Source organism: Geobacillus thermodenitrificans subsp. thermodenitrificans DSM 465 (assembly GCF_000496575.1).
GTDB classification, from domain to species: Bacteria; Bacillota; Bacilli; order Bacillales; family Anoxybacillaceae; genus Geobacillus; species Geobacillus thermodenitrificans.
Genome location: NZ_AYKT01000010.1, coordinates 1 through 22776, shown reverse-complemented (window position 1 = coordinate 22776; position 22776 = coordinate 1). Strand labels below are relative to the sequence as shown.

Here is a 22776-nt window from a genome sequence, read left to right as displayed (position 1 = left end):
TGTTTTCCTTGAGCGAACGGTCATTGTGTGCAACGAGAAGCTGATGTAAAAAGGCTTTTCCATTTGGGGAACGTTGCTGTGAAACGAGATGTTCTATTCCATCAATCAGTCTAGTAGGACGGGCTGAAATCAGCAGAAGGCGGACGAATGCCGCCGAAACAGTGAGGACGTATGATGAAAAATGAATGTCCTTCGTGTTCGAATACGCCTGGCTTGAACGCGGCGATGTCTTCATTGGTTGGATCAACTTGATGTCCGAGAAAGTTTGACTTGAAGCGGTACAAAGATGATGTAGACAACAAAGCGCTGGTGACAGCGGGGGGAAGCTAGGATGAACATCCGCACAAAGATGTTGCTTTGTTTTACCGTTTTTTTGCTTTTGTTAAATGGAGCGGTGTTTCTTTTATATCAAACTAGTGAAGAGATGATGAGTGATTATGATCGCCGGATGCGCCGATTGTTGTTGCTGAATGAAGTGTCGCAACGGACAAACCGGTTGATGGAGCAGCTGAATGCGTATGTATCGGAAAAAGAGGGGCGATACGCGCGCGCCTATGAGCAGGAGGTACACTGGCTGCAACAACACCGCCGCCAAGTTGGTGCTATCTTGCCGATATTGTCTGACCGGTTGGCGGCAGAAAACTATGAACATATGATCGAAAGTTTGTTAGAGGAAGCAGCGCTCACGGTCTACCATTTTCAGGCCGGAAATATTAGCTTGTACTCATCCCATCTGCATGAAACGATGAATATTGCCCTTTTTTTGCAGGAAGAAACATTAAACTTAATTGATGATGAGTTAACGGCTTATCAACGACGGTACGATAAAGTCGAACAGCGTAACCACTATTTCCGGTATATGGGAATGGGGTTGTTTGCGACAACGCTTTGTTTCGGTGTGCTTCTTGCTGTGTTTTTCTCCGGCAGTTTGACGAGGCCGATCATCCAGCTTGCACATGTAGCCCGAGAGATCGGCGCCGGACGGCTCGATGGGCCAGATGTAAATCCGACAACGAATGATGAACTGCGGCTGCTCACGATCACCTTTAATGACATGCGCCGCAATTTAAAACAGCTGATTGCAGAAATGAAACAAAAAGCCGAGCTCGACCGGCTTGTGAAGGAGCTGGAGCTTAAAAGTTTGCAAAGCCAAATCAATCCGCACTTTTTGTTCAATACGTTGAATACGGTCGCGAAGATGGCGTATTTGGAGGACGCCCCACAAACATCGCGGCTGATTGAGGCAGTGGCAGCGATTTTACGCTACAATCTGGGCGATTTGCAGCGGACGGTGATGCTTGCCGATGAGGTGCGCGTTGCTCGCGAATATTTTTTCATTCAGCAAACGCGCTTTTTTGACCGGATCAAGTTTTCTCTTGAGGCAGAGCCGTCTTGTCTTGGCCAGCGGCTTCCGCCTTTGACGTTGCAACCGCTGATTGAAAATGCGTTTATTCATGGCATCGAATCATATGAACAAGGGGCGGAACTGACGGTGTCGATTGCCGAAGGAGAGAGCCGGGTGATCGTGGAAGTGCGCGACAATGGAGTCGGAATGGACGAGCAAGTGAAAACGGAATTTGAGGCGTTCATTCGCGGGGAAGAGAGGGAATCGCGCCGCGAGGAAGGGCGCGGCCATTCGACCGGCATCGGTTTGCGCAATGTCATTCGCCGCTTGCAATTGTTTTATGGCGTCACCGATGTGGTAGATATCGAGTCGGCGCCGGGGAGAGGAACGACTATCCGGCTGCGGTTGCCCAAATGGACGAAGGAGGGATGAGCGATGAATGTGGTGATCGTCGATGATGAAGCATTGGAGCGCAAGGCGCTTTGCAAAATGATTCGCGACCATCTACCCGAGATGGAAGTGGTGGCGGAGGGTGCCAACGGGCGCGAGGCGGTCGAGATCGCCAAGCGTTATCGTCCAGATATCATGCTGATTGACATCAAAATGCCCGCTCTTGACGGACTGCAAGCGATTGAAGCCATTCGCCGCGACGGCCTCGATATCGAGTTCATTATTGTGTCGGCGTTTGATTTGTTCGACTATGCAAAACAAGCGATGCGCTTTGGGGTCAAAGAGTATTTATTGAAACCGAGCCGGAAGGAGGAGGTGATTTCAGCTTTAGAACGGGTCAGTCAAGCCGTAGCGGCGAAACGGCGACATGAAGAGAGCAACCGCCAGCTGCAGGAGCAGCTTCGCCGGTTGCAGACACTGGTGGAAAGCGAATGGCTGTCCGTCCTGATGACGGAAGACGTATCGGCTGATGAGTGGGAACGGTGGAAGGAGCTGCTGCCGTTTTCGCTAGCGACAGGAATGTTTATTGTCCTTCAGTTTCCTGATAAGGGGAAGGTCGATGAATGGAAATCATGGCTCGACAAACAGCTGGATGAGCGTGCGCCAGTGCGCTATATAATGGGACGGATGGGGAATGGGCGCCTGCCGATTTTGTTTTTCCAAAGCCCCGATGATGGTGAGTTGGCTTGGAAGCCCACTATTCAAACATTGGCATTCGATTTGACGCGGCAGTTTTCCGCTCGGTACGGTGCCGCGCTGTATATCGGACTTGGCTCCCCTGTTTCGCGCTTGGATCAGCTTCGTTCTTCATACTATGAGGCGTTGTCGGCTGTGCGCTATTATGCAGAACGGCAAAAAGCGCAAGTTGGATTTCCGCCCGCAGAGGCGATGTACGCTAGTAGGGCGGCGGAACGGGATCAACAGCTGTTTGAGTCATTGCGCCTTGGTGACATCGAGCAAGCGCGGTTGGTGTGTCGAACGTATATCAAGGAACTGACCTCATCCTACTCACTGCCGTCTGCTGTTCGCAAGGCGGAAGAGGCATTGATATGGATTGGGCGCCGTTTATCTGAACTTGGGATTCGCTACGAGCGGATCGCTTCGTTTACTTCTTGTCGGTCGGCGGCTGAGTTGCAGCAGGCCGTGTTGGATGAATTGGACCGCATTGCTACGGATCTTGAGGTTTGGCGCCACCAGCATGCCCACGGCAAACTCGGCAAGGCGAAAGAGTACATTGACCGTCATTATGCCGAGCCTCTGACGCTTGAAGAAGTGGCCGAACATGCTGGGATGAGCCCGTACTACTTCAGTAAACTGTTCAAAGAACAGTTTGGCGTCACGTTTATTGACTATGTGACGAACGTGCGCATCGAGCGGGCAAAAGAAGCGCTCGTTCGCACCGATTTTAGTTTAAAAGAAATATGCTTTTCCGTTGGCTACAACGATCCGAACTATTTCAGCCGCGTGTTTAAAAAACAAACGGGCTGGTCGCCGAGCGAATACCGAAAAAAACTGCAGAGGCGGTAGCCGATGCAGCCTCACCCATCTCCAACAAAACATTGGCTCGCCTCCCGACTGGGCGGGCTTTTTTGATGTTGTGCGACCGGTGATTCCCCTGCTAAGCTACAAACAGCTTGACAAGAATGGATGCCGATGAGGCAGCTGTCGTGACCTGTACCTTGTCAACGCTCCACCACGTACATTCTAATGTAGAAACAAGAGGCTTCTGCGCTAAAAATGAGGAATATGGACAAGCCGCTTTTCTTTTTTCCCTACAACAAAAAAGTGAAGAAAAACGCAAAAAAGTGAAGGAATCAAGTCGTAATCAGACTAGTGGCGCATGATAAAATCACTATTGAAAAGGTTTTCAAAAAGGGGATAAAGGGGGAGGAACATGCGAAAGAAAGCATCCGCATGGTTGGCGTTGGCGCTTGGTGTCGGGATGGCGCTGTCGGGCTGTAGCTCGAACTCTTCTTCATCCGATGACGCCAAACAAGGCAGCCAAAAAGCAGGAGAGAAGCTAGAGATTTTCAGCTGGTGGACTGGAGCCGGTGAGGAAGACGGTCTCAAAGCATTGATCAAACTGTTCCAAGAAAAACATCCGGATATTGAAGTCGAAAACGCGGCGGTGGCCGGCGGGGCCGGAACGAACGCCAAGGCGGTCCTAGCGAGCCGCATGCAAGGGGACGACCCGCCATCGACGTTCCAAGTGCACGGTGGGGCGGAGCTGAATGAAGGCTGGGTCGCTGCCGGTAAAATGGAGCCACTCAATGACTTGTATGAACAAGAAGGTTGGATGGACAAATTCCCGGAAGCGCTCATTGACATGGTAAGCAAAGATGGCAACATTTACTCCGTTCCGGTGAACATTCACCGCGGCAACGTGCTTTGGTACAACAAAAAAGTATTTGCCGACAACGGGCTGCAGCCGCCGAAAACATTTGACGAGTTTTTCGAAGTGGCGGATCAGCTAAAGGCAAAAGGCGTTACGCCGCTAGCACTTGGCGATAAAGAACCGTGGACCGCGACGCATTTGTTTGAAACGGTGTTGCTTGGCACACTCGGAACGGACAACTACCAAAAACTTTGGAACGGGGAACTGTCGTTTGACGATCCGCAAGTGAAACAAGCAGTTGAAACGTTTAAGAAAATGCTCGGTTACATTAACGAAGACCATAGCTCGCGCAACTGGCAAGATGCGGCTCAGCTTGTTGCGGAAGGAAAAGCGGCCATGTACGTGATGGGGGACTGGGCCAAAGGCTATTTTGTCAACGACTTAAAATTAAAAGTGAATGAAGATTTCGGCTATGTGCCGACCCCGAACACCGACGGCAAGTTTATGGTCATCACTGATACGTTCGGCTTGCCAAAAGGTGTGAAAAATCCGGACGATGTGAAGAAGTTTTTAGCTTTGCTTGGATCGGTCGAGGGGCAAGATGCGTTTAACCCGCTGAAAGGCTCAATTCCAGCCCGTATCGATGCTGACCCGTCAAAGTATGATGAATACGGCAAACAAACGATGGAAGATTTCAAAAACGCAGAACTGGCGCCAAGCTTAGCGCACGGATCAGCAGCGGCAGAAGGCTTTGTCACAAAAGTGAACCAAGCGATTAACATTTTCGTCACGCAAAAGGATGTCAATTCGTTGATTGACACGCTTGTTTCGGCTGCAGCGGAACTGAAGAAGTAATGAAGGAAAAGGGGACGGGAGCCATTCTCCTCCCCTTTTCTCGTATTCATCGCAAGGAGGGATGATGATGGAAACGGTAAAAATCGCGCCAGCGAAAGAAACGACGACCGTTCCTGTGGCGCGGAAAAAGCGAAAATGGACAGCTGATCATTGGCTGGCAACAGCGTTTTTGGCGCCGTCGGTCGTGCTCATTTTCCTATTTGTTTATGGATTTATCGGTTGGACAGGATATGTTTCGGTAAGCAATTGGAATTCGCTCGTTCCGGATTGGTCATTCGCCGGGCTGAAAAATTATCAGTATTTATTCCAAGATTTCCGCTTTCAAGCTGATTTGCGCAATACGATCGTATTTACAGTGCTGTTTATCGCCGTCGTGATTGTGCTCGGCCAACTGCTTGCCATTTTGCTTGACCAAAAGCTGCGAGGGGAATCGTTGTTTCGCAACATTTTCTTTTTCCCGATGGCCTTATCCTTTGTTGTGACCGGGGTGGTGTGGCAATGGTTGTTTAACCCGTCAACGGGCGTGAACTTGTTCTTAAAACCGCTTGGCCTGGATTCCAAATGGTATACGGATACAACGATCTTAGGCGGATTTCAATGGGGCAAAATCGAATTTGGCATTCCATTGGCGATGATTGCGGTTGTGGTGGCAGCGGTCTGGCAAATGACCGGTTTTGCCGTCGCCATGTATTTGGCCGGCTTGCGTGCGATTCCGGATGAAGTGCGCGAAGCGGCGCGAATGGATGGAGCGACCGAGCTTCAATTGTATTGGAAAATCATTTTGCCGTTGTTGCGGCCGATTACGGTCAGTGTCATCATCATTATGGCGCACATTTCACTGAAAATTTTTGATTTAATTTACGCCATGACCGGACCGGGTGCGAACTTTGTCACTGATGTGCCCGGAGTGTATATGTTTGAAACGACGTTCCGCGGCAATTATTATGCGAACGGAGCGGCGATTGCGATTGTGATGTTGCTGTCGGTCGCCATTTTTATCGTTCCGTATCTCATCTCGAGCCGCAAGGGGGAATCGTAATGGCGAAACAGTTATGGGCGCGGCCATTTTTGTATCTGCTTGCACTGGCGATGAGCGTATTTTTCCTCTTGCCAGTGTATGTCATGATTGTGACGAGCTTAAAACCGCTCGATGAAGTGACATTGGCTGATATGTGGAAACTGCCGTCGGCGGTCGATTGGAGCAGCTATGCGACCGCATTTGAGAAACTGGCTCCAAACTTTTGGAACTCGATTTTGCTTGTCGTACCAGCGACACTGCTATCCGCATTGCTAGGGTCACTCAACGGATATGTGCTATCGAAGTGGAAGTTTAAAGGGGCGGATACGCTATTTACGCTTATTTTATTTGGCATGTTCATTCCATATCAAAGCATCTTAATCCCGTTGATTCAATTTTTGCGCGAAATCGGGTTGTACAACACGATTCCGGGGCTGGTGTTCGTCCATGTTGTCTACGGCATCCCGATCACAACACTGATGTTCCGCAATTTTTACGCCGCCATTCCGGATGAGATGATCGAATCGGCGAAAATCGACGGCGCCGGGTTTGTCCGCATTTTCCGTTACATTATGCTGCCGTTGTCGATCACCGGATTTGTCGTTGTTGCTATTTGGCAGTTTACGAATATTTGGAATGAGTTTTTGTTTGCCGTGACGATCACGACGTCGGACAAACAACCGATCATGGTTGCCTTGCAAAACTTATCCGGCAGTCAAATTGTCCAGTGGAACGTACAAATGGCCGGCGCTTTGTTGGCTGCACTGCCAACGTTGTTCGTATACATCTTCCTTGGCAAATACTTCGTCCGTGGACTGCTTGCCGGCTCGGTGAAAGGGTGAGTTGGTGGAAAGGGCAACAGGTGTGTCAGGAGGAGCTGCCTTGTTGGCGGCTCTTTTTCGTTTGGTAAAAATAGTGGCAACAATATTCATTTGCCGCTCTCTGATGATATGGGCGCCTTTTCTTTCAGCAGCAGATAAGTGGACATCGCTTGTAAAAATCGCAAAAGAATAGCCGTTCACGTTTGATCGGTGATGGCAAAAAGAGAAGTACGCTTGATGCCCCTTTTCAGTTTACCGTTGAGTCCCTTTCTATTAAGATAAGAGCAGAACAAGTGAAGAAAGAGGGGAAACACATGATTCTAGGAGCGATTGAAGCTGGGGGGACGAAATTTGTCTGCGCTGTTGGTGATGAGCACGGGAGAATTCACAAGCGAGAGGTGTTTCCAACGACCGTGCCAGAAGAGACAATGGCCAATGTCATCGAGTTTTTCCGTCCGCATGGCATTGAGGCGATCGGCGTCGGGTCGTTTGGCCCGATCGATCTGCGTCCTAGCAGCCTGACGTACGGCTATATTACGAGCACGCCGAAACAGGCGTGGACGAATTTCGATTTTGTTGGCACACTGAAACAACATTTTCCGGTACCGATCGGTTTTGATACGGACGTGAACGCGGCGGCGCTCGGCGAGCTGCGATGGGGGGCGGCGCAAGGGCTGGACAGCTGCCTCTATATGACGGTCGGAACCGGTATTGGCGTTGGCGCGGTGGTGGAAGGGCGGCTGCTTCATGGGCTGCTTCATCCGGAAATGGGGCATATTGTTGTCCGCCGTCATCCGGATGATGCGTTTGCCGGCATATGCCCGTACCATGGCGACTGCTTAGAAGGGATGGCGTCTGGCCCGGCGATCGAGCGGCGCTGGGGGAAAAAGGGAGCAGAATTGGCTGCGCGCAATGAGGTGTGGGAGCTTGAAGCGTTTTACTTAGCTCAAGCTATTGCTGACTATATTCTCATTTTATCACCGGAAAAAGTGATTGTTGGTGGCGGTGTCATGAAACAGACGCACGTGCTGCCGTTAGTCCATCGCTATGTGCAGGAGTGGCTTGGCGGCTATATTCAGCACGAGGCAGTTCTTACAAACATTGAGGAGTATATCGTCCTTCCGGGGTTAGGCGATAATGCTGGCATTTCAGGAGCCTTGGCGCTTGCTGCCGCAGCGTTGGAATAGTAGGATGACGGCTGTTCATGGCCTTTTGCAGGGCTATGGACGGCCGTTTTTGTTGGCGATCCGTCTCTTTGACCGTATGTTCAAAAAACTATTTATATTCGTGACTGTCCGGTCAAAAAACCATGATTTTTTAGTTGCATAAATTGATAATCGTTGTTTATAATAGCGTTGACTGTTTGGTCATAGAGCGTATGGAGGCGAGGACAATGGGCGATGTCCGTCAATTGATTGAATGGTTACGGCAGCGTGGGGTGCGGGCTGATTTTGTAAAGCCACGCGCATTGTTGCCATCTTATCGGCAATGGGAGGCGGCGAATAGGGAAGGAATGAGCGATTGCCATGGATGAACGGCGCGTTCAATTTATCGAAACAGCGATGAAGTTGTTTGCTCAAAAAGGGTATCATGCGACATCGATTCAAGATTTAGTTGAGGCATGGGGCATTTCCAAAGGGGCGTTTTACCATCATTTTACTTCGAAAGAAGAATTGTTGTTGGTGGTACTGAAGTATTATAGTGAGAAGATGATGGCCGATTTGACAGCAGCGGTTGGCGGGTCAGAAAAAGAACAGTTCGTCCGCCAGCTGGCTGCTCATTTTTCGCATGTCCGCCAATACAAAGAGTTTTTGCATATGATCATGTCGGAACAGCTGCCAAAAGTCAATCCGGAAATTGAGCAGTATATGTTCTGCCAACATGGGCGGCTCTTTTTATGGTATTGTTCGCGTCTCAAAGACGTATATGGGGAGGTAGTCGAGCCACATCTTTATGATGTGGCGATGATCGTGAACGGTGTCATCCGACAATATTTGTTTTATTTCTTTTTCCACGAGGAGTCGTTCGACGCTGAGGAGGTAGCTCGCTTTCTCATGCGGCGCTTCGATGCGATCATCGACAGCTTTGCGGCAGATGAACGTCCACTGTTGACGAAGGAGTCATTTGCCTCGTGGATAGAATTGGAAGAGCGCGAGCGACAAAAGCGACGAGAGCGTCTTGCTTCGGCGTTTTCCGCCGTTCGGGAGGCGGCGAAGGAACTTGGCTCGAAGAAGGCGGATGATGTGCTTGAGGCGGTCGACGCGCTCGAAGAAGAGCTGCTCGGGCGTCATGAGCCGCCGCGCGCCTATCTGGTCGATGCGCTGCTTTTATATTTGCGCCATCAACAAGCGCCCTCGCTCGCGGAGGCCTTGGCCGAGCTGAGCCAAGAAATTAAAACGTATCAACAATTGAATGGATAGGAGAGAGACAGATGGAAAAAGCATTAGCAGCGCCAGCAAGTACGATCCGGCATCGTCCGCTGCTTATTACGGGACTCATTATCGCTATGTTGTTTGCAGCACTTGAAGGGACGATCGTCGGAACAGCGATGCCGCGCATCGTGGGAGAGCTCGGCGGGCTTGGCGTGATGACATGGCTGACGACAGCGTATATGTTGACATCGACGACTGTCGTGCCGATCGCTGGTAAGCTCGCCGACTTGCTTGGACGGCGTCTCGTGTATGTGAGTGGGCTTGTCATTTTTATGGCCGGCTCTGCACTTTGTGGCATGGCCAACGATATGACCCAGCTTATTATTTACCGCGGCATTCAAGGAATCGGCGGCGGAATTATGATGCCGATGGCGATGATTGTCGTTGGTGACGTGTTTACGGGGAAAGAGCGTGCGAAATGGCAAGGGGTGTTCGGCGGTTTGTACGGCCTTGCTTCAGTGCTAGGTCCACAAATCGGCGGCTTTATCGTTGACCATTTGAACTGGCGTTGGGTGTTTTATATTAACTTGCCGGTTGGTATTTTAGCAACAGTGCTGATCGCGATGGGCTTAAGCAAATATAAAGCTGAAGGGCCGGTGAAATTTGACGTTGCCGGAATGGCGACGCTGACGGCGGGAGTCGTCAGCTTGTTGCTTGGGTTGACGTTTGGCGGTGACCAATATGCGTGGGGCTCATGGCAAATCATCTCGCTGTTTGCGGCGGCGGTGATCTTTTTCGCCTTGTTCATTTGGGCAGAAAAACGGGCTGACGAGCCGATCATCCCGCTTTGGCTCTTTCGCAATCGGACGTTTACGTTGTTGAACGGCATCGGCTTTTTCATGAGCGTCGGCATGTTCGGAGCCATTATGTTTGTTCCGTTTTTTATGCAAGGCGTGGTTGGGGTGAGCGCCACAGAGTCAGGAACGATCATGACACCGATGATGGTTACGATGATTATCGGCAGTGTCGTTGGCGGTCGACTCGTCTACCGAATTGGCGTGAAAACACAGCTGATCATCGGTATGGCCATTATGTTGGCGGCGTTCGGTTTGCTTAGCACGATGGATGTCGATACGTCCAAATGGACAGCAACAGTATATATGATCATACTCGGGCTCGGCACAGGGCTTGTGATGCCGATTTTAACGCTCGCTTTGCAAGAAAGCTTTCCAAAATCGGAGCTTGGCGTGGTGACGTCTTCAAGCCAATTTTTCCGCTCAATCGGCGGGACATTCGGCATGACCGTTCTTGGCGCCATCATGAACCATCGCTCAAGCGCTTTGCTTGATGAACGATTGATGCCAAAGCTTGAAGCGTTGCCGGGACAGGCGCAAGGGCTTGTTGACCGATTTGCGGATATGATTCATAACGATCCGCAAGGGCTGTATTCCGTCTTGCTCAGCCCGGAAGCGATGAAGAATATTCCGGCCGCACTGCGCGACATGTTCGTGCCGGTATTGAAACAGTCGCTCGTTGATTCACTGCAAGCTGTCTTTTTGTTTGGGCTTGTGTTTATTGCGGTGGGCTTGCTGTTCGTGTTCGGCTTAAAGCGGATTACGCTTTCCGACCGGGACGAGGCGATGAAAAAGATGAAGCAGGCCGAATAAAAGAAAAAACTCCGCGACAGGCGGAGGAGAATGAAAGTGAAGGACCGTGTCGATTGGAATCGGCACGGTCCTTTTGTATGTCTAGCAGGGGGCATCCTGACCATACTGTTTGTCTGTTCGCATTAACCACTTCACTCATGGCTGCGTCCCCTCTCCCGGATGGAGGCCGGCTATGGTTGTGAACGGTGAAATGACACGATCCCGAGGTGACCATGACCTAGGGCGCGCCGCGGGTTAATATGGTCGGTGGGCCTGGACGATGTTTGGTCATTGTCAGCAACTATGGCGTGCTTTTATCCGACGGTTGTCCGAAGACGCGCGAGCGGGTGAGAAAGCGAACGCCTTCCGGGCCTTCAAGCGAAAACATGCCGCCGCGCCCGGGAACGACATCGATAATCAGCTGCGTATGCTTCCAATATTCGTATTGCGCCTTGGCAATGTAAAACGGACAGCCGCCGATTTCGCCAAGTAGAATATCGGAATCGCCAACGATCAGCTCGCCGAGCGGGTAGCACATTGGCGAACTGCCATCGCAGCAGCCGCCAGATTGATGGAACATAAGGGGGCCGTACTTCGCTTTCAGCTTTTCAATTAACGCCAGCGCCGCTTCTGTGGCGACAACTTTCGGTTCATCACTCATTCCGTGCACCTCTTTCGCATGCGTATAGATTTATTTTCGACATTGACGGTAGCCGCCGCTTGGCAGACAATGAGCAAGACAACAACAGTGTCATCAAGACAAAAGAGGGTGTCCCGAACAGAGCGGGACACCTTGGCAAAATGATGAGGATTCGCCTCAAAACGAAGAGGCGATGAAAGGGTGGGTGGGTGAGTATTAGAACAAGCCGAGTTTTTTCGGCGAATAGCTGACGAGCATATTTTTCGTTTGTTGGTAATGGTCGAGCATCATTTTGTGTGTTTCGCGGCCGATGCCGGACATTTTGTAGCCGCCAAACGCGGCGTGGGCTGGGTAGACGTGGTAGCAGTTCGTCCAAACGCGGCCAGCTTGAATGCCGCGCCCGAACCGGTACGCGGTGTTGATGTCGCGCGTCCAGACACCAGCACCAAGGCCGTACAGCGTCTCGTTAGCAATCGCGAGTGCTTCATCGTTGTCTTTGAACGTCGTGACGGCCAACACCGGTCCGAAAATTTCTTCTTGGAAAATACGCATTTTGTTATGGCCTTTGAAAATGGTTGGCTTCACATAGTACCCGCCGGCAAGCTCTCCTTCAAGCATGTTCCGCTCACCGCCTACAAGCAACTCGGCCCCTTCTTGTTTGCCAATATCGATGTATGACAAAATTTTCTCGAGCTGCTCAGACGACGCTTGGGCGCCGATCATCGTTTCAGTATCAAGCGGGTTGCCTTGTTTAATTTGTTTGACGCGCTCAAGCGCCCGTTCCATAAAAGCATCGTAAATCGACTCGTGGATGAGGGCGCGTGATGGGCATGTGCACACTTCACCTTGGTTTAAGGCGAACATCGTAAACCCTTCGAGCGCTTTATCGAGAAAATCATCATCTTTTTCCATTACATCAGCAAAGAAAATGTTCGGGGACTTGCCGCCAAGCTCAAGCGTAACCGGAACGATGTTTTGCGAGGCGTATTGCATGATGAGACGTCCAGTCGTCGTTTCGCCGGTGAATGCCACTTTCGCCACACGCGGGTTTGAGGCGAGCGGCTTGCCGGCTTCCAAGCCAAAACCGTTCACCACGTTGACGACGCCAGGTGGAAGCAAATCTTCGATGAGTTCGATGAGGACGAGAATGGACGTCGGCGTTTGTTCCGCCGGTTTTAAGACGACGCAGTTACCGGCCGCAAGGGCTGGCGCGAGTTTCCAGGCCGCCATTAAAATCGGGAAGTTCCATGGGATGATTTGCCCGACAACGCCGAGCGGTTCTTTAAAGTGGTAGGCGACCGTGTTATGATCGATTTCCGAAATGGTGCCTTCTTGGGCGCGAATGCAGCTGGCAAAATAGCGGAAATGGTCGATGGCAAGCGGAATGTCAGCTGCCAATGTTTCGCGAATCGGTTTGCCGTTTTCCCACGTTTCAGCCACTGCGAGCATTTCTAAGTTTTCTTCCATCCGATCGGCAATTTTGTTCAACAAACGGGCGCGCTTTGCAGGTGACGTGCGTCCCCACTCCTCTTTTGCGGCATGGGCAGCGTCAAGCGCCAGTTCAATATCGGCGGCTTTTGAGCGCGGCACTTCGCAATACGGCTGCCCGGTGATCGGTGTGATGTTTTCAAAATACTCACCGTCCACCGGTGGTACCCATTTGCCGCCAATAAAGTTTTCGTAGCGTTTTTTGAACGTGACAAGCGCCCCTGGCTGGCCTGGTTGTGCGTAAATCATCCCCGATACCCCTTTCATTTTATTGTTGTATACGTTTTCAATTAAAGGAATATTTAAAAAATTCCTTTCAATGCTTAGATTAGCATGGCTGGACAATGTTGTCAAACGAGAAAGGAGCTATCCTAGGAAATTGGTCGGAAACGGTTGTTTGGCTAAAGAAAGCCATTCGGTTCGAGTGCGAAGGGGGGGCTCAAAAGCAAGTGAGCCCCTCTTTTCCACTACGGTATACACTTGAATGGATTGGTAAGTTTCACTTGCGGGCACAGACATCCTGTTGAGTCAGCCCCTTGCCCGAAACGGCTGATTAATCCACCTCAAGCCCCTCAAGCCAGCGGCTCGCGTATACGCCACAAAGGTGATGGAACACTTCGAGCAGTTCGTTCGGATCAGCAGCGAAAAACGTACGCGCAGCCGATTCGTTTTCTTCCCGGCCGAATTCGATTAAAAAATCGGTGGCGATTCGATTAAACAAGAGCAACGCGCTATAAGAGCGTTCCAGTTGACGTTTCCGTTCTGCCGCATCGTCGATTTCGGCAAACGGGCGTTTGTACCGATCGGTGAGCTCTGGCAACTGGCGTCGGATTGCCTGCTGGGCGTCGGTGAGCATTGCCTCGATCGTACCCGGTGACAAAAATGTTTGCTCGCGCAGCATATAGCCCCAAATTTGTTTTAACGCGTGCGCCGATTCGCTCGCAAAAGCGATATTGCTAAGCAAATCGTTCATATACTGTTCCTCGTCCGTTGCTTGAATGCGCAGTTTCATAATGATTTCGAGCACATCGGAATGGACTTTTTCTTTCTGCCAAGGCTTCGTCAATTCGTGAAGCAAGATAGAAAGCAAACGAGCTGCTTCGTCTTTTGTCATCATCAGCCAATCCTTTCGTGGCAAAGTCATCGATTCCATTTTATCACGCTAGCTGGCGAGCCTCCTACCCCCCCTGAAAAAGTACGGGGGATTGGGAATGACTGCGAAGGAAAAGAAAGGGGGAGCGTGTCTGCGATGAAGCGCACGAGAGAGAGGGAGATGTCTGAATTGCCAGAAGACAGCCGTTCGCGTATGATGATGATAATAGGAAAATCGCGCAGGATATCCGGACGAAATCGAAGCATATTCGAGGATGTCTGGCATATGCTCGAACAAACAGAGGAAGAAAGGGGAGAGAGGCATGAAGCCGTTGCGCTTGCGCGGCCATCATTTGCTTTGTGTGCACGGATTTCGCGGCATGGGCTACAGTCCTTCGTTTGTCGAAAAAATGTGGGAGATCGTCAAACGGATTCGTGATGAAGAGGACGATTTTCCGATTGAAGTTGTCGCGGCGCTTGATGAGGCGTGTCTCGCCTGTCCGCACCATGGCGAAGCGACATGCGAAGCCAGTCCGAATTCGGATGACCATGTGCGCTTACTCGATGGAAACGTCATCCGCCATTTAGGTTTGGAGGCGGGGAACGTATATCAGAAGTCGGAGTTGATCCGGCGGATAGCCGAAATGGTTGAGCCGGATGATTTGGATTATTTATGCCGCCATTGTTCGTGGCTGCCGCACGGCGTCTGCAAAGAAGGCATCGCCAATGTCCGCCGCGGAAACACGGCCCAACTATAAATGATTCCGGGGCTCATCGCCATTGTTGTTCCAAAGTGGCACATATTTTCACCATTCGCGGAAATTTCTAAAAAATGAATGATTTCACGAGCGGAAAAATGTGATATGATAAACAATTATAAAGACTTTCGACAGAAAGGGTCATGGAACATGAAAGTAGCCAAATTTGGTGGAAGTTCGGTGGCGAGCGCCGCGCAATTCCGCAAGGTGGCTGATATTGTCAGTTCGGACATTGAACGCCGCATCATCGTCGTATCAGCACCCGGTAAGCGATGCAAAGACGACGTGAAAGTGACGGATATGCTTATTCGGCTGGCTGAACAAGTGTTGGCTGGTGAACCGTACGACGAAACGATGCAGGCGATCACGAAGCGGTACGCTGACATTGCCGATGAGCTCGAACTGGAAGCCAACGGTTTTTTAGCTGAGCTCACAGATGATTTACAGTCAAAAATTAGCGCCTATCGAAATGAGCCAGCCCGCCTGCTTGATGCGATAAAAGCGAGCGGTGAAGATCATAATGCCCGGTTGATGGCGCTCTATTTGCAAGATTTTGGGCTCGAGGCGAGCTATGTTAGCCCACTTGAGGCCGGCATTATCGTGACGGACGAACCTGGCAACGCCCAAGTGCTTCCGGAGTCGTACGACAAGCTGCGGCAGCTGCGTGAGCGTCGCGGTGTGCTCGTGATCCCGGGCTTTTTCGGCTATTCCCTATCCGGCCATATCGTCACCTTCCCGCGCGGTGGATCGGATATTACCGGTTCGATCGTTGCCGCAGGTGTAAAAGCCGACGTGTATGAAAACTTTACTGACGTTGATTCGATTTATTGCGTCAATCCTTCGATTGTCGCCGACGCGCGCAAACTGAAAGAAATTACGTATCGGGAAATGCGCGAGCTGTCGTATTCCGGCTTTTCCGTTTTTCATGATGAGGCGCTCGAGCCGGTATATCGGGCTGGCATCCCGGTTTGCGTGAAAAACACGAATAACCCGGCTGCGCCGGGTACGTGGATCGTTGCCAAACGCAACCATGTAGATGAACCGGTTGCGGGTATTGCCAGCGATACCGGCTTTTGCAGCATCAACATTAGTAAATACTTAATGAACCGCGAAATCGGCTTTGGTCGGCGCGTGTTGCAAATTTTAGAAGACGAGGGCATTTCATATGAACATACGCCGTCTGGTATCGATAACATGTCAGTTATTTTGCGGGCAAGTCAGCTTGCCGATGGAAAAGATGAGCGCATTTTAGCCCGCATCCGCGATGAGCTCGTCGTCGATGAAGTGACGATTGAGTACGGATTGGCGCTTATCATGGTGGTTGGCGAAGGGATGGAAAAAATGGTTGGGATGGCAGCCAAAGCGGCGACGGCGCTCGCGAATGCCAACATTAACTTAGAGATGATCAACCAAGGATCATCGGAGGTCAGCATGATGTTTGGCGTCAAAGAGGATGTCGTCAACGAGGCGGTTCGTGCGCTATATCACGCCTACTTTCAAGAGTTGACCGTTAGTCAGCCGTCATAAGGAAAAGGATGTCCGCGTCGCGGACATCCTTTTTTCATTGATTGTATCGTTTGTTTCCGCCATTGCTGCTTTTCGTACATAGAAAGGAAGAGCTCGGAAAATACTACCAATGTATGCAAGCAGCAATGGAAGGGGGAAAACGATGGTGAAAAAATGGATTATTATGGCTGTTTTTGCGGTGATGTTAGCGTTATCTCCGGTCAGTGCAGCAGCTGCCATTAGCCGTGCGGAACTGGAACAGTACGTGGAAAGTGTCGGCTGGACGGTAAGCGATTTGCTTACTTATTTAGACCGATATGGATTGACCGTTGCTGATTTTCGCACCATGGAGGAGTTGAAACAATGGCTTGGTACGCCGCTGAACGAAGAGCGGCTCCATGCTGTGTTGCATCAGCACGGACTGACCGTCGAGGAGCTCGATGCACTGCTTGGACAGTTTGGCGAAACGGTGCAAGAGTACACGTTTGTGGAAGATTTAGATGCCGCCATTCGCTTTTACTCGCAGCATAACGATGCTATGCAGCAAATGAACGATTTGCTTGGGGCGTTAGGCATGACGGAAAAAGAAGTGAACAAACTCGCTCGTCATATCGCTTCACTTGGCAATCTGCAGCTGTCCGAGCAGCTAACAACGCTTCGTGAGCGGCTGCGTCCGTTTAAAGAAACGGAGGGACCATGGACAAAAGAAGCCCGTCGTAAACTGCAGGCGATTTGGAACGAGGCGCTCGATTTGTTGCAGCTTGAAGCAAAGTTCTATGTTGATGGACAGGAAACGGGATTCTCCGCAGCGACTGCATCGGCCGGAGCGAAACCAATCGTGGTCAAATTGTATAACCGTCAAGACGAGGAAATCGTCGATATTGCCGTTACGAGGGAAATGTTATCATCTGGTTACATCGTCCGCGCTGGGGAGAAAGGGATTGAGGCCGGTTTGTTGGCGCTTAAGATGAAGCGAATGATGTACGGGGAAAAACTCCCCGATACCGCTTCTCCATACTTGATGCACGCTCTCGCCGGTCTGTTGCTTATGTTTGCTGGGTTCTTTCTTTATCGGCAGGTTAGACGGCTCAAAGGATGAGGCGCGATGGGGCATAAGCAACATGCGATCCATCTTCCTTGGCGACGTCGGGTGATTTGCTATGCGGCGTTCATGCTCATGGTCATCGGAATGGCGATAGTCGGCTGGAACGGGTATTGGTACATTGTTGGCTGGAAAGCGGCAAAGCAAGACAATGTCCATTCCCCTACACGGCATGCATCTGAGTTAGAAGCAAAAACGCGCTCGCAGGCTGCCTATTCACCCGAGAGTCAAAAAATCTCTCCTTCTCGGCCACTTGGCGCCTATCTCGGTGAATTGTCCATTCCGAAGCTCGGGGTGGCGATTCCAGTGTATGAAGGGGTCCGTGAACAAGAATTGCGCCGTGGCGTCGGCCATTATCCGGCAAGCGCTTGGCCGGGTGGCAACGGGCATGTCGTGTTGTCCGGCCACCGCGACACCGTATTCCGCCGCTTTGGAGAAATCGACATCGGCGATGCGCTCATCATCCGGACAGATGAGTCGATCGTTCATTATCGTGTCGTCAACATCCGCATTGTTGATGACGACGACCGAACCGTTTTGGTCGACAAGGCGCGGCCAACGCTGACCGTGACAACATGCTACCCGTTTCGTCTGATCGGTCCCGCCCCGAAACGATACATCGTCACAGCCCGCCCTGTTCGGACTGACACCGCCGCTCACATGACTTTGCCGTGACATGCCAATATGTCACATCGTTTCGGGAGAACCCCCTCGTCGATCGAAGCACAGTGAGGAAGTTGATGAACATAAAAAGAGGTGTCTCAAAGTCATGAGACACCTCTTTTATTTACTATATACACATGAAACGGCTTCTTCGTTTATTTCAATGGAGGACAGGCGGCCTTTTCAGTCATCTCCCTTTTATCTTTTCTGGTCATTACGTGTTCTTGCGCTATGACGTTCGTCCATTTGCTGGCGAAATTCTTTGAGCAGTGCTTCACCTTGCAGCCCTTTCTCGACAAGGCCGGCCAGCACGACTTCAGCCAAGTGAGTCCGCCTCGGGATCATCAGTCCTTCCATGAGGACGCTAATATGGCCGTTCATTTTTGTGATCGATCGGACGGCGACAAGCATGTTCGCCGGGTCATTGCCAGGATTGGTAATTGTTACTTGCAACTGAAATTCGGGTTGTTCTTTCAAGCTGGCAAACATCGGCTCATAGTCATCATCCAAATACGCTTCAACAAGCCAGCGGTTTTGGCCATCCTCTTTATTAATGATCAAGCCGTCAATAAACGGAATGTCTTGGCGGCGCATTTCCTCATCAATGACCGAGAGCCCGACAAGCTTGAACGTTTTCATATCGTCCACCTCATTACCGTTGTCTTACCCATGATTATAGCATAGGTAGCGATGGGAAGAAAAACTGGATCATGCGACTGCAGTGGCAAAAGCTATCCCCCTTTTTTGCCGTGAAATGACAAAAACGCCATTTTGCTGCACCATTGTCGATGCAGTCTTCACTTTTTTCGGTGATTGTACAGATAGATTGCGCAAAAAAATGCAAAAATCGCGATTTTACGGCAAAAAACGGGATCGTTTATGATAAGGGTGCGGTGGATAGAAAGGGGGGATGCACCGGAACATGATCAATCAAGTCGTACTTGTCGGCCGATTGACGAAGGATCCAGAGCTTCGTTACACGGCCGAAGGGACGGCCGTTACAACCGTGATCTTGGCGGTAGCAAGAAATTTTCGCAACGCGGAAGGGGGGATTGATGCTGACTTCGTTCCGTGTGTCCTATGGCGGAAAACGGCAGAGCATACTGCCCATTATTGCCAAAAAGGATCGATGGTGGCGGTAACGGGTAGAATCCAGACGCGCCGTTATGAAAACAAAGACGGCCAGCGCGTCTATGTGACGGAAGTCGTAGCCGATTCAGTTCAGTTTCTCCACTCCGGCAAAGTGCGAGAATGGCCGGAGCACGTCTAGTTGTTTCCCCATTCATGCCTTTCTCAGTGAATCCCCAAGAGAAAGAACGTTTCCTCACACATTCCCCAACGATGGCGCTAGCAACTCATGTTAGCGCTTTTTTCTGCTCAGGCATGGTTGCACGGGGAGTCAGCCAATGGCTTCAGCGCATTCCTTAATGATCGTGATCAACATCGTTTCGACATGTTTTCGCTTCTTCTCAGGCAAATTCGCCAACGTGTACATCGCTTCGCTCATATCTTGGTTGTGCAACAAATAATCAATCGCAGTGAGCGTTTTTTCGTTCATTTCCGTTGTTCCGTACAGCCGCTTTACCTCACGCAATACTTCTCGCCGTTGCACTTCGCTGCCAATCAGAAAATCAGCGCTGACATTAAATAGACGGCATAACTTTTCAAGCGACTGTATGTCAGGAAGCGTGCTGCCGTTTTCCCACTTGCTGATTTGCGAGCGGGATACGTTTAACTGTTCAGCCAGTTGCTCCTGTGTCCAGCGTTGTTGTTTCCGCAACCTTTTCAACATCTCGCCGAGTTTTTTCATCATTTGTCACCACGCTTTACATCGTTATCTTAAAGATAGGAAAGCGTGATGGTAATTTTTGTTCCTTTTTAGACCGACGGTTGTATACGTTCTTGATTAGAACAACATTGTATTTCCTGCCAATGGTCGACATCTTTTTTTCTTTTGATTGGACATAGTACAATAAGTAAAAAAGGGGAAATATTTACTATTACTAGGAGAGGAGGGAGCGAAGTGAATATTTATCTGGCCGATTTAGTTGTCCGTGAACGAAATAAGGCGAAAAAAGGGAAAAACATGTACCGTGTATTCATTAAGGAAATGAAAAATCCGTTCTCCATCCGGTTGAAAACGATCGTTCCGACTAATTTCACCGATTCGCTCCGTTGCCTAAGAAGCGAAGGGGAGCAGGGGCGTTTTTCATTCGAAGGTGAGGCGTTGTTCCGTACCGTCACTTGTTCGGATGAGGCCCAGCTTTATTTTGTGTTTAAATGTGTCAGTCAGCTTTACATGTTTATCGTCAAGCTCGATCTCCGACCAAAAAAGTTAGCTGTTGCCCTCTATGAATGGAATCAGCTCCAACAAAAATACACGTTGATCCGCACAAATGAATGGCTGGCCGTGGAAAGGCAGCTCATTTATGAAATTCTACAGTCGATCTACATTTGCGATCACCGCCGCATTTCCTATTTGTTTACGTGTTCAACCCGAAACAACCGTGAAAAGCGACAATGAGCCGATGGCATCTTTCTCCCTTCTATTTCCCAATTAAAAAATGTTTCACGCTAAAGAATTAGTTCGTTACACCTAAAATCGTTGCACTTAAAATAAGAAGGATCCGATGGTCATCCTTCACCCCTCTATTTCCCAATCAAAAAAAATGTTTCCTACTAAGGCATCAGTCCGTTATACTTAAAATAAAAGGGGAAAACGTCAGTTTTTGCTGAAAAATATGCTCTGTTTGTCGGATTTCTCCGCCAAACGGCACACTCGCCGCCGCCAGCGGCAGAAAGAAAAGAGCGAAAAAACAGGGAAGGGAGAGGGAATGAAAGTGAAGTCGAGCAAAGTCGTATTAGCCACCGCCTTTGCCTCTGCGCTTTTTTTGGCACCAGACGATAGCCAAGCAGCGGAATGGAAAGTAGGCATGAGTTCCTCAAAAGTAAAAGAGTTGCAGCAGTTATTAAAGGAAAAAGGGTTTTTTTCTTACCCACAGGCAACTGGCTATTTTGGTCCCATTACCGAAGAGGCAGTGCGGGCGTTTCAAAAGGCTGCGAACCTGCCGGTGACCGGTGTTGTCGATGACGCGACCTACGCGAAGCTACGTGCGTTTGTCCCAACGGCTCGCACGTTATCCGTCGGCATGCGCGGTGACGATGTGAAAGTGCTCCAACAGCGGCTCAAACAGCTTGGCTACTTTAAATACCCGGAGATTACCGGTTATTTCGGAACAGTGACCGAAGCGGCCGTGAAGCAATTTCAACAAGCGAATGGGCTTAAGGTCACTGGAAAAGCTGATGCCGTGACGATTGAACGCCTTCGGCAAGCAGCTAGCAAACAGGCAACTACCACATCGTCTTCATCAGTCACGTTAAAAATCGGTTCACGTGGTTCCGAGGTCAGTGAGCTGCAAAAAAACTTAAAGCTACTCGGCTATTTTACCTACCCAACAGCTACCGGCTATTATGGAACCATTACCGCTGACGCCGTCCGTCGTTTTCAAAAGGACAACGGCTTGCCAGCGACCGGCTCGGTCGATTCAACAACGCTCGGGCGCATTGCGGATGCGGTGAAGAAAAAAACAGCCCCGCCGGCTAAAGAAAACAGTTCTTCTGTTTATTTAAAGATCGGCACGCGTGGGGAAAAGGTGAAGCAGGTTCAAACGAATTTAAAACAGCTTGGCTATTTTACATATCCGGAGATCACCGGTTATTACGGAACCATTACCGCTGATGCTGTTCGTCGTTTTCAAAAGGACAACGGCTTGCCAGTGACCGGCTCGGTCGATTCAACAACGTTCGGACGCATTGAAGATGCGGTGAAGAAAAAAACAGCCTCGCCGGCTAAAGAAAGCAGTTCTTCTGTTTATTTAAAGACCGGTACGCGTGGGGAAAAGGTGAAGCAGGTTCAAACGAATTTAAAACAGCTTGGCTATTTTACATATCCGGAGATCACCGGTTATTACGGAACCATTACCGCTGATGCTGTCCGTCGTTTTCAAAAGGACAACGGCTTGCCAGTGACCGGCTCGGTCGATTCAACAACGTTCGGACGCATTGAAGATGCGGTGAAGAAAAAAACAGCCTCGCCGGCTAAAGAAAGCAGTTCTTCTGTTTATTTAAAGACCGGTACGCGTGGGGAAAAGGTGAAGCAGGTTCAAACGAATTTAAAACAGCTTGGCTATTTTACATATCCGGAGATCACCGGTTATTACGGAACCATTACCGCTGATGCTGTCCGTCGTTTTCAAAAGGACAACGGCTTGCCAGTGACCGGCTCGGTCGATTCAACAACGTTCGGACGCATTGAAGATGCGGTGAAGAAAAAAACAGCCTCGCCGGCTAAAGAAAGCAGTTCTTCTGTTTATTTAAAGACCGGTACGCGTGGGGAAAAGGTGAAGCAGGTTCAAACGAATTTAAAACAGCTTGGCTATTTTACATATCCGGAGATCACCGGTTATTACGGAACCATTACCGCTGATGCTGTTCGTCGTTTTCAAAAGGACAACGGCCTGCCAGTGACCGGCTCGGTCGATTCAACAACGTTCGGGCGCATTGAAGATGCGGTGAAGAAAAAAACAGCCCCGCCGGCCGAAGAAAACCGCACTTCCATTTATTTGACGATCGGTACGCGTGGCGAAGAGGTGAAGCGGGTTCAGACGAAATTAAAACAGCTTGGT

General features: G+C 50.2%; 21 protein-coding genes. 16 read left to right on the top strand and 5 right to left on the bottom strand.

Translation table 11 applies throughout. From position 1 onward, the window contains the following. Positions 1-331: 331 nt before the first annotated feature. The 9 genes from DSM465_RS0111360 to DSM465_RS0111310 all read left to right on the top strand — a co-directional run bounded on the left by DSM465_RS0111360 (position 332) and on the right by DSM465_RS0111310 (position 10863). Positions 332-1777, top strand: a complete 1446-nt coding sequence (locus tag DSM465_RS0111360) for a sensor histidine kinase (RefSeq protein ID WP_029761393.1) — start codon at positions 332-334, stop codon at positions 1775-1777. A gap of 3 nt (positions 1778-1780) precedes the next feature. After that, on the top strand, positions 1781-3322 hold the full coding sequence (locus DSM465_RS0111355) for an AraC family transcriptional regulator (RefSeq protein ID WP_008880402.1): 1542 nt from the start codon (positions 1781-1783) through the stop codon (positions 3320-3322). A gap of 367 nt (positions 3323-3689) precedes the next feature. Beyond that, entirely contained in the window at positions 3690-4985 is a 1296-nt protein-coding gene (locus DSM465_RS0111350) for an ABC transporter substrate-binding protein (RefSeq protein ID WP_029761392.1), read from the top strand. A 67-nt stretch (positions 4986-5052) separates the two neighbouring features. Further along, the gene (locus DSM465_RS0111345) at positions 5053-6024 is read left to right on the top strand and encodes a carbohydrate ABC transporter permease (RefSeq protein ID WP_029761391.1); all 972 of its coding nucleotides are present in this window, start codon (positions 5053-5055) and stop codon (positions 6022-6024) included. After that, positions 6024-6845 (top strand): carbohydrate ABC transporter permease, encoded by an 822-nt coding sequence (locus DSM465_RS0111340; protein ID WP_008880399.1) that lies wholly within the window; start codon positions 6024-6026, stop codon positions 6843-6845. The genes DSM465_RS0111345 and DSM465_RS0111340 overlap by 1 nt, the downstream gene beginning before the upstream one ends. Positions 6846-7138: 293 nt before the next feature. Next, on the top strand, positions 7139-8011 hold the full coding sequence (locus tag DSM465_RS0111330) for an ROK family protein (protein ID WP_029761390.1): 873 nt from the start codon (positions 7139-7141) through the stop codon (positions 8009-8011). 206 nt (positions 8012-8217) lie between these two features. Beyond that, positions 8218-8358 carry a hypothetical protein gene (locus tag DSM465_RS19615; protein WP_008880397.1) on the top strand — a complete coding sequence of 47 codons (141 nt, stop codon included), beginning with the start codon at positions 8218-8220 and terminating at the stop codon, positions 8356-8358. Further along, the gene (locus DSM465_RS0111315) at positions 8351-9244 is read left to right on the top strand and encodes a TetR/AcrR family transcriptional regulator (protein WP_029761389.1); all 894 of its coding nucleotides are present in this window, start codon (positions 8351-8353) and stop codon (positions 9242-9244) included. Before DSM465_RS19615 ends, DSM465_RS0111315 begins: the two co-directional genes overlap by 8 nt. A gap of 11 nt (positions 9245-9255) precedes the next feature. Continuing rightward, a complete protein-coding gene (locus DSM465_RS0111310; protein WP_029761388.1) occupies positions 9256-10863 on the top strand; it encodes an MDR family MFS transporter in 1608 nt (535 codons plus the stop codon). Positions 10864-11143: 280 nt separating this feature from the next. Here DSM465_RS0111310 and DSM465_RS0111305 read toward each other — a convergent pair whose 3' ends face one another. From DSM465_RS0111305 to DSM465_RS0111295, 3 genes are all read right to left on the bottom strand, one after another. Beyond that, positions 11144-11503, bottom strand: a complete 360-nt coding sequence (locus DSM465_RS0111305) for a DUF779 domain-containing protein (protein WP_008880394.1) — start codon at positions 11501-11503, stop codon at positions 11144-11146. A gap of 195 nt (positions 11504-11698) precedes the next feature. Next, a complete protein-coding gene (adh, locus tag DSM465_RS0111300; protein WP_008880393.1) occupies positions 11699-13219 on the bottom strand; it encodes an aldehyde dehydrogenase in 1521 nt (506 codons plus the stop codon). A gap of 304 nt (positions 13220-13523) precedes the next feature. After that, positions 13524-14087 carry a hypothetical protein gene (locus DSM465_RS0111295; RefSeq protein WP_008880392.1) on the bottom strand — a complete coding sequence of 188 codons (564 nt, stop codon included), beginning with the start codon at positions 14085-14087 and terminating at the stop codon, positions 13524-13526. A gap of 298 nt (positions 14088-14385) precedes the next feature. Here DSM465_RS0111295 and DSM465_RS0111290 point away from each other — a divergent pair, with 298 nt between their 5' ends. From DSM465_RS0111290 to DSM465_RS0111275, 4 genes are all read left to right on the top strand, one after another. Beyond that, positions 14386-14820, top strand: a complete 435-nt coding sequence (locus tag DSM465_RS0111290) for a DUF1284 domain-containing protein (protein ID WP_008880391.1) — start codon at positions 14386-14388, stop codon at positions 14818-14820. A gap of 150 nt (positions 14821-14970) precedes the next feature. Continuing rightward, the gene (locus DSM465_RS0111285; RefSeq protein ID WP_011888254.1) at positions 14971-16347 is read left to right on the top strand and encodes an aspartate kinase; all 1377 of its coding nucleotides are present in this window, start codon (positions 14971-14973) and stop codon (positions 16345-16347) included. 109 nt (positions 16348-16456) lie between these two features. Then, positions 16457-17425 carry a processed acidic surface protein gene (locus tag DSM465_RS0111280; protein ID WP_051358531.1) on the top strand — a complete coding sequence of 323 codons (969 nt, stop codon included), beginning with the start codon at positions 16457-16459 and terminating at the stop codon, positions 17423-17425. A 6-nt stretch (positions 17426-17431) separates the two neighbouring features. Further along, the gene (locus tag DSM465_RS0111275) at positions 17432-18103 is read left to right on the top strand and encodes a class D sortase (protein WP_029761385.1); all 672 of its coding nucleotides are present in this window, start codon (positions 17432-17434) and stop codon (positions 18101-18103) included. Between the two features lie 186 nt (positions 18104-18289). Here DSM465_RS0111275 and DSM465_RS0111270 read toward each other — a convergent pair whose 3' ends face one another. Then, positions 18290-18730, bottom strand: a complete 441-nt coding sequence (locus DSM465_RS0111270; protein WP_011888252.1) for a YwpF-like family protein — start codon at positions 18728-18730, stop codon at positions 18290-18292. Positions 18731-19013: 283 nt separating this feature from the next. Between DSM465_RS0111270 and ssb the strand changes: the two genes are divergently transcribed. Beyond that, a complete protein-coding gene (ssb, locus tag DSM465_RS0111260; RefSeq protein ID WP_008880386.1) occupies positions 19014-19361 on the top strand; it encodes a single-stranded DNA-binding protein in 348 nt (115 codons plus the stop codon). A 129-nt stretch (positions 19362-19490) separates the two neighbouring features. Here the strand turns inward: ssb and DSM465_RS0111255 are convergent, their stop codons facing one another. Further along, the gene (locus DSM465_RS0111255) at positions 19491-19901 is read right to left on the bottom strand and encodes a helix-turn-helix domain-containing protein (protein WP_029761384.1); all 411 of its coding nucleotides are present in this window, start codon (positions 19899-19901) and stop codon (positions 19491-19493) included. Between the two features lie 213 nt (positions 19902-20114). Here DSM465_RS0111255 and DSM465_RS0111250 point away from each other — a divergent pair, with 213 nt between their 5' ends. Further along, positions 20115-20615: a hypothetical protein gene (locus DSM465_RS0111250; protein ID WP_029761383.1), complete on the top strand. Its 501-nt coding sequence runs from the start codon at positions 20115-20117 to the stop codon at positions 20613-20615. A gap of 310 nt (positions 20616-20925) precedes the next feature. Next, on the top strand, positions 20926-22776 hold a 1851-nt coding region (locus tag DSM465_RS20185), incomplete at its 3' end, for a peptidoglycan-binding domain-containing protein (RefSeq protein ID WP_236620389.1).